General features: G+C 71.4%; 12 protein-coding genes. All 12 read right to left on the bottom strand.

Annotated features, from left to right (window positions below):
• Nucleotides 1-141 precede the first annotated feature (141 nt).
• The 12 genes from ACLVWQ_RS05625 to ACLVWQ_RS05570 all read right to left on the bottom strand — a co-directional run bounded on the left by ACLVWQ_RS05625 (nucleotide 142) and on the right by ACLVWQ_RS05570 (nucleotide 13,237).
• Nucleotides 142-1,122 (bottom strand): SGNH/GDSL hydrolase family protein, encoded by a 981-nt coding sequence (locus ACLVWQ_RS05625; protein ID WP_414107028.1) that lies wholly within the window; start codon nucleotides 1,120-1,122, stop codon nucleotides 142-144.
• Nucleotides 1,123-1,387: 265 nt separating this feature from the next.
• Nucleotides 1,388-1,990, bottom strand: a complete 603-nt coding sequence (locus ACLVWQ_RS05620; protein WP_414107407.1) for a tellurite resistance TerB family protein — start codon at nucleotides 1,988-1,990, stop codon at nucleotides 1,388-1,390.
• 169 nt (nucleotides 1,991-2,159) lie between these two features.
• Nucleotides 2,160-2,717, bottom strand: coding sequence for an NADPH-dependent FMN reductase (gene ssuE / locus ACLVWQ_RS05615; protein ID WP_414107027.1), 558 nt, complete (start codon nucleotides 2,715-2,717; stop codon nucleotides 2,160-2,162).
• A 51-nt stretch (nucleotides 2,718-2,768) separates the two neighbouring features.
• Entirely contained in the window at nucleotides 2,769-3,536 is a 768-nt protein-coding gene (locus tag ACLVWQ_RS05610; protein ID WP_414107026.1) for an alpha/beta hydrolase, read from the bottom strand.
• A 1-nt stretch (nucleotide 3,537) separates the two neighbouring features.
• Nucleotides 3,538-4,569 (bottom strand): LLM class flavin-dependent oxidoreductase, encoded by a 1,032-nt coding sequence (locus tag ACLVWQ_RS05605; protein WP_414107025.1) that lies wholly within the window; start codon nucleotides 4,567-4,569, stop codon nucleotides 3,538-3,540.
• A gap of 50 nt (nucleotides 4,570-4,619) precedes the next feature.
• Complete coding sequence (locus ACLVWQ_RS05600; RefSeq protein ID WP_414107024.1) at nucleotides 4,620-6,383, bottom strand: FAD-dependent oxidoreductase; 1,764 nt, start codon at nucleotides 6,381-6,383, stop codon at nucleotides 4,620-4,622.
• A gap of 11 nt (nucleotides 6,384-6,394) precedes the next feature.
• Nucleotides 6,395-7,735, bottom strand: coding sequence for an LLM class flavin-dependent oxidoreductase (locus ACLVWQ_RS05595; RefSeq protein WP_414107023.1), 1,341 nt, complete (start codon nucleotides 7,733-7,735; stop codon nucleotides 6,395-6,397).
• A 128-nt stretch (nucleotides 7,736-7,863) separates the two neighbouring features.
• Nucleotides 7,864-8,736 (bottom strand): ABC transporter ATP-binding protein, encoded by an 873-nt coding sequence (locus tag ACLVWQ_RS05590; protein ID WP_414107022.1) that lies wholly within the window; start codon nucleotides 8,734-8,736, stop codon nucleotides 7,864-7,866.
• Entirely contained in the window at nucleotides 8,733-9,635 is a 903-nt protein-coding gene (locus ACLVWQ_RS05585; RefSeq protein ID WP_414107021.1) for an ABC transporter ATP-binding protein, read from the bottom strand. The genes ACLVWQ_RS05590 and ACLVWQ_RS05585 overlap by 4 nt, the downstream gene beginning before the upstream one ends.
• Nucleotides 9,635-10,528: an ABC transporter permease gene (locus ACLVWQ_RS05580; RefSeq protein WP_414107020.1), complete on the bottom strand. Its 894-nt coding sequence runs from the start codon at nucleotides 10,526-10,528 to the stop codon at nucleotides 9,635-9,637. Before ACLVWQ_RS05580 ends, ACLVWQ_RS05585 begins: the two co-directional genes overlap by 1 nt.
• A gap of 2 nt (nucleotides 10,529-10,530) precedes the next feature.
• The gene (locus tag ACLVWQ_RS05575) at nucleotides 10,531-11,559 is read right to left on the bottom strand and encodes an ABC transporter permease (RefSeq protein WP_414107019.1); all 1,029 of its coding nucleotides are present in this window, start codon (nucleotides 11,557-11,559) and stop codon (nucleotides 10,531-10,533) included.
• Nucleotides 11,560-11,665: 106 nt separating this feature from the next.
• Nucleotides 11,666-13,237, bottom strand: a complete 1,572-nt coding sequence (locus ACLVWQ_RS05570; RefSeq protein ID WP_414107018.1) for an ABC transporter substrate-binding protein — start codon at nucleotides 13,235-13,237, stop codon at nucleotides 11,666-11,668.
• Nucleotides 13,238-13,565: the final 328 nt, after the last annotated feature.

Raw genomic sequence — 13,565 nt, 5'->3', positions numbered from 1 at the left:
ACCTGCTCCGGTCGGCGAGTCGGCGGACCGGTCGTGTCGGCGCGCCGTCCGTTGCCCCTTCCTCGCCCTTCCCCTCCCTTCCCCGATCGATCGGCTCCTCGGTCGCCGGTCAGTTCCCCGGTTCCCCGGTTCCCCGGTTCCTCAGTTCCTCAGCTGCTTCAGCACGGCGCGCGCCATGGCCGCCTCGCCCTTGGCGTTGGGGTGGGCCGGGGCCGCGGGCGACGCGGGCTGCAGCGGCTCGATCCAGCGGACCGCCGGGTCCTTGCACATGTCGTGCCCGATCGTGGGGCCGTACGTGTCGACGTACTCGGCGCGGTTCAAGCGCGCCACCACACGCATCATCAGGTTGAGGCGCTTGCCGGTGTCGCGCAGATAGGGGAAGTCCTTCGCCGCGAACGGCACCGAGGGGTAGCAGCCGCTGCCGTCGTCCGGCAGGAGACCCGGGTAGCCGACGACGAGCACGCGGGCGTGCGGCGCCCTGGCGTGCACGGCGCGCAGCACTCGGGTCACCTCGGACGCGGTGTCGAGGATCTTCAGCGCCAGCTGGTCGGCCCCGGACGAGGTGTAGTGGCGCTGACACGGATTGCCCGCGGGGTCCTGCGCGCTCAGCTGGGCGCAGGTGCCGATGATGGAGCTGAACCCGATGTCGTTGCCGCCGATCTGCACCGTCACCAGGTCGGTGCTCCGTCGCAGGGCGTTGAGCTGGGGAGGGTTGGTCCCCTGTGCCTTCCACATGTGCTCGGTCGTGGCGCCGCTGCAGCTCGCGTCCTTGAACGAGGACGTTCTGCGTGCCGAGGCGACGATCGAGGGGTAGTTGTGGTCGGAACGGGCGCAGTTCGCGTCCACCTGCTCGGGTATCAGCGGTCCCGAGGTGTAGGAGTCGCCCAGCGCCACGTAGTCGGAGCCCTTGCCATGGCCCTGCCCGTGTCCGCTCCCGTGCCCCTGGCCGCGGTCGTGGCGGTCGCCGTGTGCCGCGACGGGGGCCGCGGACGCGATGACGAGGGCGCAGCCGCTCAGCGCCGCGGCGACGGCGGTCGCCCGGCGACGCCTCGATGCCGATACCGATGTCGATGCCGATACCGATACCGATGCTGTACTGCCGTACTGGGTGCGACGGTTCATCGGGTTCCCCCTGGGTCCGGGACGGCGTGCCGGGCCGTCGACGGCGCCCGCGCACGGTAACTGGACTTGTATACCGGCCAGTTCACTCCGCCGACCAGAGGCCCGGAGCAGGGGGACCGCTGAGGGGTGCCGCCGATGAGCGGGATGTGCGCCACGGAGTGGGCGCGCGGCCGCCGCCCCGGCGGGGCACCGGGAGCGGACACGGCACCGGGACCGTCGGCTCCGCGGGGCGGCGGAGCCGACGGCGACAGCGACGGCGGCTGTGTCAGACGCCGAACTCCGTGGGTGACAGACCGAGGGCGGTGCACGCGTCACGGATGACGTACTGCTCGGACGCCTCGAAGTGCCCGTCGGCGCCCGCGACCACCATGCCCGTCTGGACGACCGCGCGGGCCTCCGCCGGCTTCTTGGCCGCCTTGGCGATCTCCTTCAGGGCTTCGGCCTTGCCGTGCTCGAAGTTGGCCACGAGCCGGTCCACGTGCTGGTTGAACCGCTGGCGGAGCTGGTCCGCCGGGAAGTTCTGCAGCACTTCGTTCGAGACGATCAGCTCCTCCACGCGCTGCCGCTCCGCCGGCTCGACCTGTCCGTCGGCCGCCGCGACCAGTGCGCACATGGCCATGCTGGCGTCCCGGTAGGCGCCGCTCTTGAGCTCTGTCTTGACCGACGCGAGCTGGGACTTGAACAGCCCGAGCAGCTGGGCCTTGGAGCCGCCGGAGGACGAACCGGGCGCACGGCCGCCGTGCGCCCCCTGGCCTGCGGGGGCGTGTCCCTGCCCGGCGGGGGCGTGTTGCTGCCCGCTCCCTCCCCTGGCGCTCTGCGCCTGCTGGAGATTCTTGGCCTGGTCCTTGAGCCGGTCCCACATCGCCACTACTGCCACCTCGGCTTCTGCTGTTGCCTGTTGCCTGTCAGGTCGTGATCATTTCTCACGCCTGTTCGCGGTCCGCCAGATGAACGGCTCCCACGGTCGCAGAGGTTCCCGAATGGCAAAGGCACCGTAAAAAATTCACCCCCGGGCGACCACCCTCAGGACGCTGGGCTCAGCCGACCTGCGCCAGTACGGTCGTACGGCCCCCGAGCGCCGCGGAGAACTGGTCCGTGACCTGGGCCAGGGCCTCGGCGGCGCCCGGGGCCACGGTCAGCGTGCCGTCCTCCTGGGCGGTGATGTCCTTGTCGAGCGTGAACCAGCCCTGGACGATGTGCGCGGCGCCCATGGAACTCAGCACCGGGCGCAGCGCGTAGTCGATGGCCAGGACGTGGGCCGTGCTGCCGCCGGTGGCGAGCGGCAGCACCGTCTTGCCGGCCAGCGCGTACTGCGGGAGCAGGTCCAGCAGCGACTTCAGCAGCCCCGAGTAGGCGGCCTTGTAGACCGGGGTACCGATCACCACTCCGTCCACCTGCTCGAACAGCGCCGTGGCCTCGACGACGGCCGGGTGCCGGAAGTCGGCACCGAGCAACGCCTCGGCGGGCAGAGTGCGTACCTCCAGGGAGATGACGTCGTGGCCCTGGTCCCGGAGCCGGTCGTCCAGGTGACGCAGGAGTCGCGCGGTACGGGAGGTTGCCGAAGGACTTCCGGAAACGGACAGGATCGCGGCCATGAGGGGACCTTTCGGGAGTCGGGGTTCAGGACGTGACGGGTGCGGTACCGCTCACCAGGTGCTGGTCTCCACGGCGACCAGGGGCACCAGGTCGTTGCGCAGGGTCTCCAGGAAGGTGACGACCTCGGCCGCCGCCGAGCGGTGCTGAAGGTCGTTCAGGACGTCGTGGTGGGCGCCCCGGACGATCGAGAGCCGGGCGCGGGGACGGGACTTGGCCGTACGGACGAGTGCGTCGTGGTCCGCGAGGGGATCGGTGTCGCCCGCGAGGATCAGCGCCGGGACATCGGACTCGCTGTCGTAGGCGGCCGAGAGCAGGGCGTCCGGCACCGCCTCGCCGAGCGAGCCTCGCCGCACCCGGGTGTCGTCGGTGAGCCTGCCGCGGTGGGCGGGGCAGGAGGTCCGTACGTCGAGCTCCTCGTCCCAGGTGCCGACGGCGGTGGCGGTGCGGCCGGGAAGTCCGGCGAGTACGACGGCGTCGGGCCGTGCGGCGCCGGGGGCGTCCTCGCGGCCGAGGAGCGCGGCGACGGCGAGGGCCCCGGTGTCCGCACCCAGCAGTACGACCGGGTGTACGACACCGTCCTCCCCTGCCACCCCGTCCACTGCGGCCGTCAACCGGGCGCCGAGGTCCGCCAGTCGGCCGGACAGGTCGTCGGCGCCGAGGTCCGGGGCGTCGACCACGCGGACCCGGTAGGCGTCGGCGGCCAGCCGCCTGCCCAGCCGGGTGTAGGTCTCCCGGGTCTCTCCCCTGCCGGGCACCACGATGACGGTGCCGCGCGTGCGCAGGCCCTCGGGGGCGTGGTGGTCGGTGTACTCGGTCATCTCAGACTCCTGCGGGTACGGGGTCGGTCGCGGGCTTCCAGCCCAGGGCGGGTGCCACCTCGGTCGCGATGAGTTCGAGGGCGCGGACGGCGGTGTCGTGGTCGAGGACGGCGGGGTTGAACTGGGTGATCAGGTCGGTCGCGAGCGGCAGCACCTTCTCCTGGCGCAGCTCCGCGACGATCTCCTCGGTCGAGCCGTAGAAGCAGTGGAAGCGGCGCAGCGCCTCCTCCGGGGCGAGGTCCTTGGGGAAGGCGCCGCTCTCCGCCATGCGCAGCGCGGCCCGGTGGACGTCGTCACCGATGTGCCTCAGGGCCGTACGCCGGTCCTTCGCCGGGAACAGGAACCGGGACAGCCCGATCCGCGGGCGGCGTGGCCGGTCCCACGTGTCGAGGAACGTGTCGGCCCAGGGCCGCTGTATCGCGTCGGTGGGTGCGTCGAACCCGTACGCCGCACGGTTGAGCAGCAGGTTCGAGCCGCCGGCGGCGGCGTGCCGTGCGCCGGGTTCGCTGAAGACGCCCTGCCAGATCCGGTCGGTGAAGTCCCCGGCCGCGGGCTGGATGCGGAAACCGGGCGTACGGACCTCGTCGTTGGCCAGTGCCCGGCGCAGCACCGCGAGGTTCTCGGTGGTCAGCTCGCGCTTGCGGGCGGGGTCCTGGCCGAACGCGGCGTACTCCACCTCGCTGTAGCCGCTGCCGACGCCCACCTCGACGCGGCCGCCGCTCAGGGTGTCGACGACGGAGACGTCCTCGGCGAGGCGGACCGGGTCCTCCAGCGGCAGGACCGTGATGGCCGTGCCGAGCCGGATGCGGGTGGTCCGCGCGGCGGCGTGGGCGAGGAACGTCCACGGGGAGGAGAGGCCGCCACCGCTGTGGGAGACATGGTGCTGGGCGACCCAGCCGACGTCGAAGCCGAGTTCGTCGGCGACGACGAAGAGTTCGGCCGCGTCGCGGTAGGTCCGGGCCAGGTCGTCGCCCCGGCCCTGCACATGGGTGAGGAAGCCGAGTCTGAAGCGTGGCGCTGTCTCGATGGTCATGGGGTGCTGGCCTTCCAGGGGTCGGACGGTGCCGGGACGGTGACGGCCCCTCACCCGCGTGCCGGGGCACCGGCCGCCGCGGCGCTGCCCGCCGTGACGGGGCCAGGGGCGCCGGTTCCGTGCGGTGCGGCGCCCAGGACCCGGTCGAGGACCGCGCCGGCACCGCCGTCGGGCAGTTCCGTGCCGCGCCAGGCGATGTGCTGGTCGGGGCGTACGAGGACGTTGCCGGTGCCGTAGAGCGCGCGGGCTTCGGGGTGGGTGAGGTGGATGACGGCGAAGGGCAGCGCGCGGGCCGCGGCCTCGGCGGCGAAGGCCGCCTCCACGGCGCGGTCCTCGGTGAGCACGAGGAGCGCCAGTGAGGTGCCGGTGCGGTCGTGGAGTGTGCCGCCGTACGGATCGACGTGTCCGTCGGGTGCCCGGTGCCCCGGTCGTGGGTCGTCCTCGTAGTGGTCCGCGCGCCAGCGGGGCTCGGAGTCCAGCTGGCCGGGTTCGTACCAGATGGCGGTCGACGCGTCGTAGCGCTCGTCGAAGGTGACACCCGCCGCCGGGTTCCGGTCCCGGCTCAGCCGTTCGCCGATCTCCTTGCGGCGGCGCACCGCCTCGGGACCCAGGTCGGCGTCGTCGGGGATGCCGCCGCGGCGGATCTCCGCGAGGGTGGCCTGGGTGCGTCGGGCCCGCTGGAGGGAGTGGTCGGCGATCCGCCAGTTGTGCCGGCGGCGCTCCTCGTCGTAGGAGTCGAGCAGCGTGCGCGGAGCGTGGCCGCCGATCACCGCGGCCAGCTTCCAGCCGAGGTTGACCACGTCCCCGAAGCCCTCGCCGAGGTTGCCGCCGGGTGTCCGCACATGGGCGGCGTCGCCGGCCAGCAGGACCCGGCCGCGGTGGAACGTCTCGGCGATACGGGTGGCGTGGTAGAAGGTCGTGGCCGACACCAGTTCGAGGTCCAGGTCGAACCCGAACGCGGCACGGGCGATGTCCAGCAGCTCCTCCTCCGTGGGTTCGTGGGCGAGCGGGTACGGGCCTGCGTACACCCGCCATTCACGGGTGCTCACGGCCGCGAGGAAGCCGGACGCCTTCGGGTTGACGACGATGTTGCTGCCGCTCGGCGCGGCTCCGACCCGCTCGCTGATGTCGCCGGTGCGGACGATGAGCCGCAGCCGCTTCTCGGTGGCGTGCTCGCCCTCGCGGTCGATGCCGGCCAGCCGTCGGGTGGTGCTGCTGCCCCCGTCGGCGCCCAGGACATAGGCGGCGCGGACGGTGCGGCGCTCACCGGAGTCGACCCCGCCGACCTCGGCTTCGACGCCGTCGGCGTACTCGCGCAGGCCCCGCAGTTCCCAGCCGCCCGCGACGCTCACGCCCTGTTCGCGCAGGCGGTCCAGGAAGACCTGTTGCAGCACGGTCTGCGGTCGGCGCAGGGCTTCCTCCGACGCGTACGCCGTGCTGTGGCCCCGCCCGCTGAACGAGGGGCGCGGCACGGGGACCAGCTCATGTCCGGCCAGCGAGGTGACCAGCCTGGTGCCCTGGTTCCACTCCGGCGGGTAGGTCCAGGCGTCCCGGATGCGCTGGAGCAGACCCCAGCGGCGGAAGTGCTCGACCACGCGCGGGGTGTGTCCCATCGCGCCGGCCCGTACCAGGGTGGCGGTGCGGGCGCGGTCCACGACAGCCACGTGGAGGCCGCGTGCGGTCAGCTCGACGGCGGCGGAGAGGCCGACGGGGCCCGCGCCGACGATCAGCACGTCCACCGTGTCCGGCGGGGTGGCGGCCGGGAACCGGACCGTGTGGACGTCTCGCCCGCCCGTCACCGACAGTTCACTCATCGTCGTGTCCCTCAGTGGTCCACGAGGGGGGACTCGTGGGTGTGGCGGTTGGCGGGGATCGGCAGGCCCAGGTTGCCGCGCAGGGTGTCGGCCGCGTACTCGGTGCGGAACAGTCCGCGCTTCTGGAGGATCGGCACGACGCCGTCGACGAAGAGTTCCAGTTCGTCGTTGGTGCGGAAGGCGAGGTTGATGCCGTCGAAGGTGCCGGCGTCGAACCACTTCTCGATGGTGTCGGCGACGGTTCCGGGCGCTCCGACGAACGGTGAGCGGCGGAACTCGCTGACGGACTGCGCGACTTGACGCAGGGTCAGGTTCTCCGCCGTGGCCCGCTCGATCAGCTTGGCCGCGCCGGTGCGGCCGCCCTTCTCGGCGAGGTGCGCCACGTCGGGGAAGGGGGCGTCCAGGTCGTGCACGCTGAAGTCGTACGCGCCGAAGGAGCGGCCCAGGAGCGCGAGGTGGCGGTCGAAGTCGTTGTCCTCCTCGAAGATCTCCCGCTCGCGGAGCTTCGCCGCCTCGTCGGTGGCGGCGACCACGGGCCCGCCGTGGATGAAGATCTTGATGTGCTCGGGGTCGCGGCCGTAGGAGGCGGTGCGCTTCTTGATGTCGGCGTAGTAGTCCTGCGCCTGCTGCAGCGAGCCGCCCGGCGCGTAGATGCCCTCGGCGACCCGCGCGGCGAGGTCGCGGCCCTCCTCGGAGACCCCGGCCTGGAAGATCACCGGCTGGCCCTGCGGCGAACGGGACAGGTTGAGCGGGCCCGCCACCTTGAAGTGCTCGCCCTCGTGGCCCAGTTCGTGCAGCTTGGCGGGGTCGAGGAAGACGCCGCGCTCGACGTCGGCGGGGAACGCGTCGTCCTCGTAGGAGTCCCACAGGCCCCGGGCGACCTGGACGAACTCCAGCGCCCTGCCGTAGCGGGTGGAGTAGTCGAGGTGTTCGTCGAGCCCGTAGTTCTTGGAGGTGCCGGTGTCGAAGCTGGTCACCACGTTCCAGCCGGCCCGGCCCCCGCTGATGTGGTCGAGGGAGGCGAAGCGGCGGGCGAGGTTGAACGGCGAGTTGTACGTCGAACTGGCCGTGCCGACCAGGCCGATGTGCCGGGTGTGGGTGGCGACCGCGGACAGCAGCGTGAGCGGTTCGAGCCGGTTGAGGTAGTGCGCCGGGTAGGTCGCGTTGATGAACTGGCTGTCGACGACGAACAGGGCGTCGAAGAGGGCGTGTTCGGCCGCCTTGGCCTGGGCGATGTAGTAGTTGATGTCGATGCTGGCGTTCTTCGCGACCCGCGGGTCCTTCCAGAGACCGTGCTGGCCGGGGCCGCCGACCCCATAGGGGTGCAGCGCGAGGTGGATCGTGCGGGACATACGGATTCCTCTCGGTGGTTCGAACGTCTCGATGTCTCAGCGACTCGATGGCTCGGTGACTCGGTGACTGAGCGGCGTGACGGCTCGGCGGCTCGGCGGCTCGGCGGCTCGGCGGGCGGGTGACGTGCTCAGGCGTGCAGCAGCGCGCGCAGGCGGTCACGTTCGGACCGGTCGGCCGACGCCGTCCGCAGGGTGGGCGCGGAGCCGACGAGCAGACGGGTGTAGACGTGCCGGGGATCGGTGATGACGTCGCGGGCGGCGCCGACCTCGACGAGCTCGCCCTGGTAGAGGACCGCGATACGGTCGGCGACGCCGGCGACGGACCCCAGGTCGTGGGAGATGAAGACGAGGGCCACACCCTCGGCGCGCAGGTCCTTGAGGATCTGCAGGATCTGGACGCGGTTGGCGGAGTCGAGGGCGCTGACCGGCTCGTCGAGGATGACCAGCTTCGGCTCGGTGACCAACGCCCGCGCCACCGCGACCCGTTGGCGCTGACCGCCCGACAACTCGCCCGGCAGGCGGTCGAGCAGCTCCTCGGTGAGCTGGACGCGGGCGAGGAACGTACGGGCCCGGCCGGCCGCCTCCTGACGCGGGACGCCCTGCACGAGCAGCGGTTCGATCAGGGACTCCTCGACGGTGAGGTCCGGGTCGAGGCTGCGCAGCGGGTCCTGGAAAACGTACTGCACGACGCCCCGGCGGCGCAGGCGGCGCCACTGCCGGGTGCCGTACGCGCCGACGTCCTCGCCGCCGATGACGATCCGGCCCGCCGAGGGGCGTACGAGTCCGAGGACGGTGCGGGCGAAGGTGGACTTGCCCGACCCCGTCTCGCCGATGATGCCGACGGTTTCGCCCGGCGCGACGCTCAGGGAGACGCCGTGCAGCGCGCGGCGGCGCCCCCGGCGCGCTCCGTAGTGCACGTCGAGGCCGGTGACCTCCAGGACGGCACTCTCGTCGTTGGGACGGCCGGCCGGCTGCTCCCGCGCCCGCTCCGTGGTGGTCACGATGCCTCCTGGGGCGTGAGGAACTTGTCCAGGCCGTAGCTCTCGTGCTCGGCGATGAGCAATCGGGTGTACGCGTGGCGCGGGTGGTGGAGCACCTCCTGGGTCGTGCCCTGTTCCACCACCTCGCCCTCGCGCATGACGAGGACCTCGTCGCACAGCTGGGCGACGACGGCCAGGTCGTGGGAGACGACCACCAGGGCGAGCCCGGCCTGTTCGCTCAGTTCGGCGAGGAGGTCGAGGATCTCGGCCTGGACCGTGACGTCGAGCGCGGTCGTCGCCTCGTCGGCGATGAGGATCCGCGGGTCGGCGGCGATCGCGGCCGCGATCAGGACGCGCTGGAGCATGCCTCCGGAGAGTTCGTGGGTGTACTGGCCGTAGACCAGCTCCGGATCGCGCAGCTGGACCGCTTGGAGCAGTTCGACGGCTCGGTGGCGGGCCTCTCGGCGCTTCACGCCCTTCTTGACGCGGATGACCTCGGCGATCTGTGCGCCCACCCGGATCGAGGGGTTGAGATAGGACGCCGGGTCCTGGAAGACCGCGCTGATCGTCGCGCCGCGCAGGGCCGTCCACTGCTGGGTGGTCAGGTCCGCGATGTCGGTGCCGGTGATCTCGATCGAGCCGGCGGTGATCTCGAAGTGCGGGGGCAGGATGCCCAGCGTGGCGCGGCAGGTGAGGGTCTTGCCGCTGCCCGACTCGCCGACGATGCCGACCGTCTTCCCCGGGGTGAGTTCGAAGCTCACCCCGTGGACGATCTCGCGGTCGGTGACCTGGTCGCTGATGTGTACGTCGCGCACGGTGAGCACCGGGGCGTCCTGCGGGGCGGGCGCGCGGGGTGGCGCGGTCTTCAGCGCGGTGCCGGGAGCGGCGTTCTCGGACAGCTTCTCGGACAGCTTCGTCATCACGCACCTCCGGTGGATACGGGCTCGGGCTCGGACTTGTCGAGGCGATTGGCGCGGGCCCTGCGGTTGTTGACGAAGGCCCGGCCCGCTTCGCCGGAGACGTCGCGGATCGCGTCGGCGAGCAGGTTGCTGGCCCAGACGGTGATCATGATCAGCAGTGCGGGGGCCAGCGGCGCCCACGGCTGGTAGTCGAGGTAGCCGAGGTCGGAGGCGAGCAGGCCGCCCCAGGTGGGCGCGGGCGGCTGGATGCCGATGCCCAGGAAGGTCAGGCTCGACACGATGATGAAGCCGACGCCGACGGTCTGGGCCAGTGCGACGGCGATCGGCGGGAGCACCTTGACCCACACATGGCGGCGTACGACCCAGCCGACGGAGGCGCCGGAGATGAGCGCGGCCTCCACGTACGGGGAGCGTGCGACGGCCAGGGTCGCGGCGCGGGACACCCGGTAGAAGAGCGGGGAGACCAGGACGCCCGTGACGAGCATGGCCTGGGTGAGACCGTTGCCCAGCAGGGCGATCACGGCGACCGCGAACAGCAGGAACGGCAGGGCGACCAGGGTGTCCGCCAGCCGCAGGCTGATCCATTCGAAGGTCCGGCCGAGGTAGACCGACAGGATGCCCGGGACCACTCCGACGACCAGTGCCGTCAGGGCGACTTCGAGGGAGCCCAGCACGCTGACGCGGGAGCCGTCCAGGAGCCGGCTGAACACGTCACGGCCGAGGTAGTCGGTGCCCAGCCAGTGGGATCCCGAAGCCGCCGCGAGTGTGTTGTCGCTGGTGGCGAGGGGGTTCTGCGGGGCGAGCAGCGGACCGAGGAGGGCCAGGAGCGCGATCACGACGAGGATGGCCACGGCGATCCGGCCGGATGTCAGGGTGAGGACGCGGCGCACCATGGTCACACCCCCCGCTGGGATGCCGGCGTGACACGTGCCAGCACCAGGTTGACGATCAGGTTGAAGAGGACGACCAGGACGATCGACACCACCAGGACCCCCTGCACGGCCGGTACGTCGCCGGCCTGGGCGGAGTCGTTGGCGAACCTGCCGAAGCCCTGGAGGCCGAAGATCCACTCCGTGATGACGGAGGCACCGACCAGGGAGGGGAACTTCAGACCGAGGGTGGCCAGGGCGGGGCCGATGCCGTTGCGGAGCACATGGCCGAAGAAGATCCGGCGCGGGCTGAGGCCCCGTACCACCGCGCCCGTCACGTAGTTCTCGCGGAAGGCCGCGATGAGACTGGAGCGGAGCTGGCGCGCCACGTCCGCCACGACGTCGAAGCTGAGCGCGAGCGCCGGGAGCGTGATGTGCGCGAGCCACGGGCCGAGCCCCTGCTCCGCCGGGATGTACCCGGCGGAGGGGAACACATGGAGTCCCACGGCGAAGACGGCGACCAGCACGATGCCGACGACGAACGCGGGCATCACCGAGATCACGGTGACGAAGCCCGTGATGGCCCGGTCGATCCAGGTGGTGCGCCGCAGCGCCGCGAGCGCGCCCAGGGCGAAGCCGAGGACGATGCCGATGATCAGCGCGAACGTCGCGACGGACAGGCTCACGCCCAGGCCCAGGCCGATGAGCGTGGAGATGTCGGCGCCGTTGGTCCAGCTGGTGCCGAGCTGCCCGTGCAGGACACCGGTGAACCAGTCCCAGTACTGGACCAGGAAGGGCCGGTCCAGACCCCACTGTGCCTCGACCCGCTGGATCGCCTCGGGTGTCGCCTCCTCGCCCAGCTGGATGCGCGCCGGGCTCAGTCCGCTCATCGACCGCAGCGCGAACGTCACGAACGTCGCGACCAGGAAGACGGGCACGAAGATCGCGACCGACCGGGCCAGGGTGACCAGGAGGCGGCCGAGCGTGTGCCGCACCCTGGTCACGACGACCCCGCGACGGCGGGCAGGCGGGGCCTGTACCGCGGTCGTCGTCATGGGATTGCCCTCTCTGTCATGGACTCTGCGTCCTGGACTCTCTGTCGTGGACTCTGTGTCGTGGACCTGTGGTGGTCCCCGTCGTGCTTCTTCGTGCCGGACGGGGTCAGTTGCCGCCGATGGTCACGCCGGTCCAGTCGATGTGCGCCGGGTTCTTCGGCAGGTCGGAGATCGACTTGCTCTTGGCGATGAGGTTGGGCTGCGAGTAGAGGAAGACCAGTGCCTTGCTCTCCAGGCCCGCCCGGGTCGCCCCCTGCAGCACCTGCGCGTAGTCGGGCGAGTCCAGCGGGGTCTGCCGCACCTTGGCGATGGCGGCCTCGAAACCGGCCGGCTCGTAGGGCGTGCTGAGGTTCAGCGGGCCGTTGGGGCCGAAGTGGGCGGTGAGGGTCTGCGCCGCCGAGTCACGGCCGGTGGTCCCGTACAGCGAGAAGGTCAGGTTCTTCGCGAAGAACGGGGTGGCCCAGTTCTTGTCGATCTTGATGGTGACCTTGATGCCGACCTTCGCCAGCTGCGACTGGACGATCTCCGCCTGGGGGTCCTCCGCCGGGATGACCAGGTTCAGCTTGATGTCGCCCGGCTCGAAGCCGGCGTCCGCGAGGAGCTTCTTCGACTTCGCCGGGTCGTAGGGGTAGGCGTCCTGCGACTTCGGGTCGTAGGCCACGTATCCCTTCGGGAAGGGCTGGTCGGTCGCCTCGCCGTAGCCGAAGGTCAGCTTGTCGACGAACTCCTTGCGGTTGACCGCGTGGCGTACGGCGTCGACGACCTTGTCGTTGTCGAACGGCGCCTTGTTGACGTTGAGGCTGATGTTGTTGGCGTTGAAGCCAGGCTGCACGAAGACGTCCAGGCCTGCCTTCTTCGCCGCGGACGCCTGACTCGGGTCCAGGTCGGCGAAGTTGTAGACGCCGGTCTGCAGTCCGGAGACCACCGTGGAGGCGTCGGGGGCGGAGGTCAGCTCGACGTTGTCGATGTGGATGTTCTTCGCGTCCCAGTAGTCCGGGTTCTTCTTCAGGAGCGCCTTGGTGCCCGGAATCACCTGGGTGACGACGAACGGGCCCGCGCCGACCGGGTTCTGGTCCAGCTTCTCGGGGTTCTTCGCGGCCTTCGGGCTGGCGACCTGGAGGACGCGCTGACCGAGCAGCTGGGGTATCTGGTAGTCGACCTGGCTGAGGTGCAGGACCGCGTCCAGGCCGTTGGCGTCCACCGACTCGATGGAGGTCAGGTCACCGAAGAGCGCCGAGTTCTTCTGCTTCTGCGCCCGCACGATGGCGGACTTGACCGCGGCGGCGTCGACCGGCTCGCCGTCGCTGAACTTCAGGCCGGAGCGCAGGTGGAAGGTGACCTCGTCGCCCTTGTCGTTGTACTCCCAGCTCTCGGCGAGGTCGGGAACGGCCTTGCCGCTCTCGTCCGTGCGGGTCAACGAGGCGTAGGCGAGGGCGAGTTCACGGAACTGCGCGCCGCTGCCCCCGACGACCGGGTCCCAGTGGGTCGGGAAGTACGAGGAGGTCCACTTCAGCGTGGAGCCGCCCCCCGAGGCTGCGGAGTCACCGCCGCAGGCGCTCAGGACGGGGGTGAGCACGGCGACGAAGGCGGTCGCGAGGGCTGCGGCCCGCAGGCGGCCTGTCCCTCTGGACGGACCGTGGTCCGGTCCGGGGCGGCGGGCGATGAGGTGAGCGGGCATCTCGTTCTTCCTGTGGCGGGCCCCGGCCGGGGCCGAAGCGGAAGGAGCGTACGAACAGAGCAGTACGGAGGGAGCGGTACGGAGCGAGCAGTCCGAAGGGGCCGGCCCGCCCCGTGCGGAGGCTCGACCGGGAGCGGTCAGGGGTGACCTGGACGTGGGCATGCCGGAGTGGGAGGCGGCGCGCGCAGGGCACACGGCGCTCAGGGCAGGAGGCGGTCGACGTCGACGGGCTTCGCGGGCGGCGGGGCCGGGACGCGGAGAACGACGTGCGACGGAGCACGGGGACTGAGACACAGCGGCGAGCGCGGCACGGCCGGACACTGGGCGG

The sequence above is a fragment of the Streptomyces sp. CWNU-52B genome (genome assembly GCF_047444975.1).
GTDB lineage: Bacteria > Actinomycetota > Actinomycetes > Streptomycetales > Streptomycetaceae > Streptomyces.
Note: the sequence above shows the minus strand (reverse complement) of the source record. Positions and strands in the feature narration are given on the sequence as shown.

Excerpts from the sequence above, each read along its gene's own strand:
- ACLVWQ_RS05610 (WP_414107026.1), bottom strand. The coding sequence starts at position 3,536 with ATGACCGAGTACACCGACCACCACGCCCCCGAGGGCCTGCGCACGCGC.
- ssuE (WP_414107027.1), bottom strand. The coding sequence starts at position 2,717 with ATGGCCGCGATCCTGTCCGTTTCCGGAAGTCCTTCGGCAACCTCCCGT.
- ACLVWQ_RS05570 (WP_414107018.1), bottom strand. The coding sequence starts at position 13,237 with ATGCCCGCTCACCTCATCGCCCGCCGCCCCGGACCGGACCACGGTCCG.
- ACLVWQ_RS05580 (WP_414107020.1), bottom strand. The coding sequence starts at position 10,528 with ATGGTGCGCCGCGTCCTCACCCTGACATCCGGCCGGATCGCCGTGGCC.
- ACLVWQ_RS05575 (WP_414107019.1), bottom strand. The coding sequence starts at position 11,559 with ATGACGACGACCGCGGTACAGGCCCCGCCTGCCCGCCGTCGCGGGGTC.
- ACLVWQ_RS05600 (WP_414107024.1), bottom strand. The coding sequence starts at position 6,383 with ATGAGTGAACTGTCGGTGACGGGCGGGCGAGACGTCCACACGGTCCGG.
- ACLVWQ_RS05595 (WP_414107023.1), bottom strand. The coding sequence starts at position 7,735 with ATGTCCCGCACGATCCACCTCGCGCTGCACCCCTATGGGGTCGGCGGC.
- ACLVWQ_RS05625 (WP_414107028.1), bottom strand. The coding sequence starts at position 1,122 with ATGAACCGTCGCACCCAGTACGGCAGTACAGCATCGGTATCGGTATCG.
- ACLVWQ_RS05605 (WP_414107025.1), bottom strand. The coding sequence starts at position 4,569 with ATGACCATCGAGACAGCGCCACGCTTCAGACTCGGCTTCCTCACCCAT.
- ACLVWQ_RS05585 (WP_414107021.1), bottom strand. The coding sequence starts at position 9,635 with ATGACGAAGCTGTCCGAGAAGCTGTCCGAGAACGCCGCTCCCGGCACC.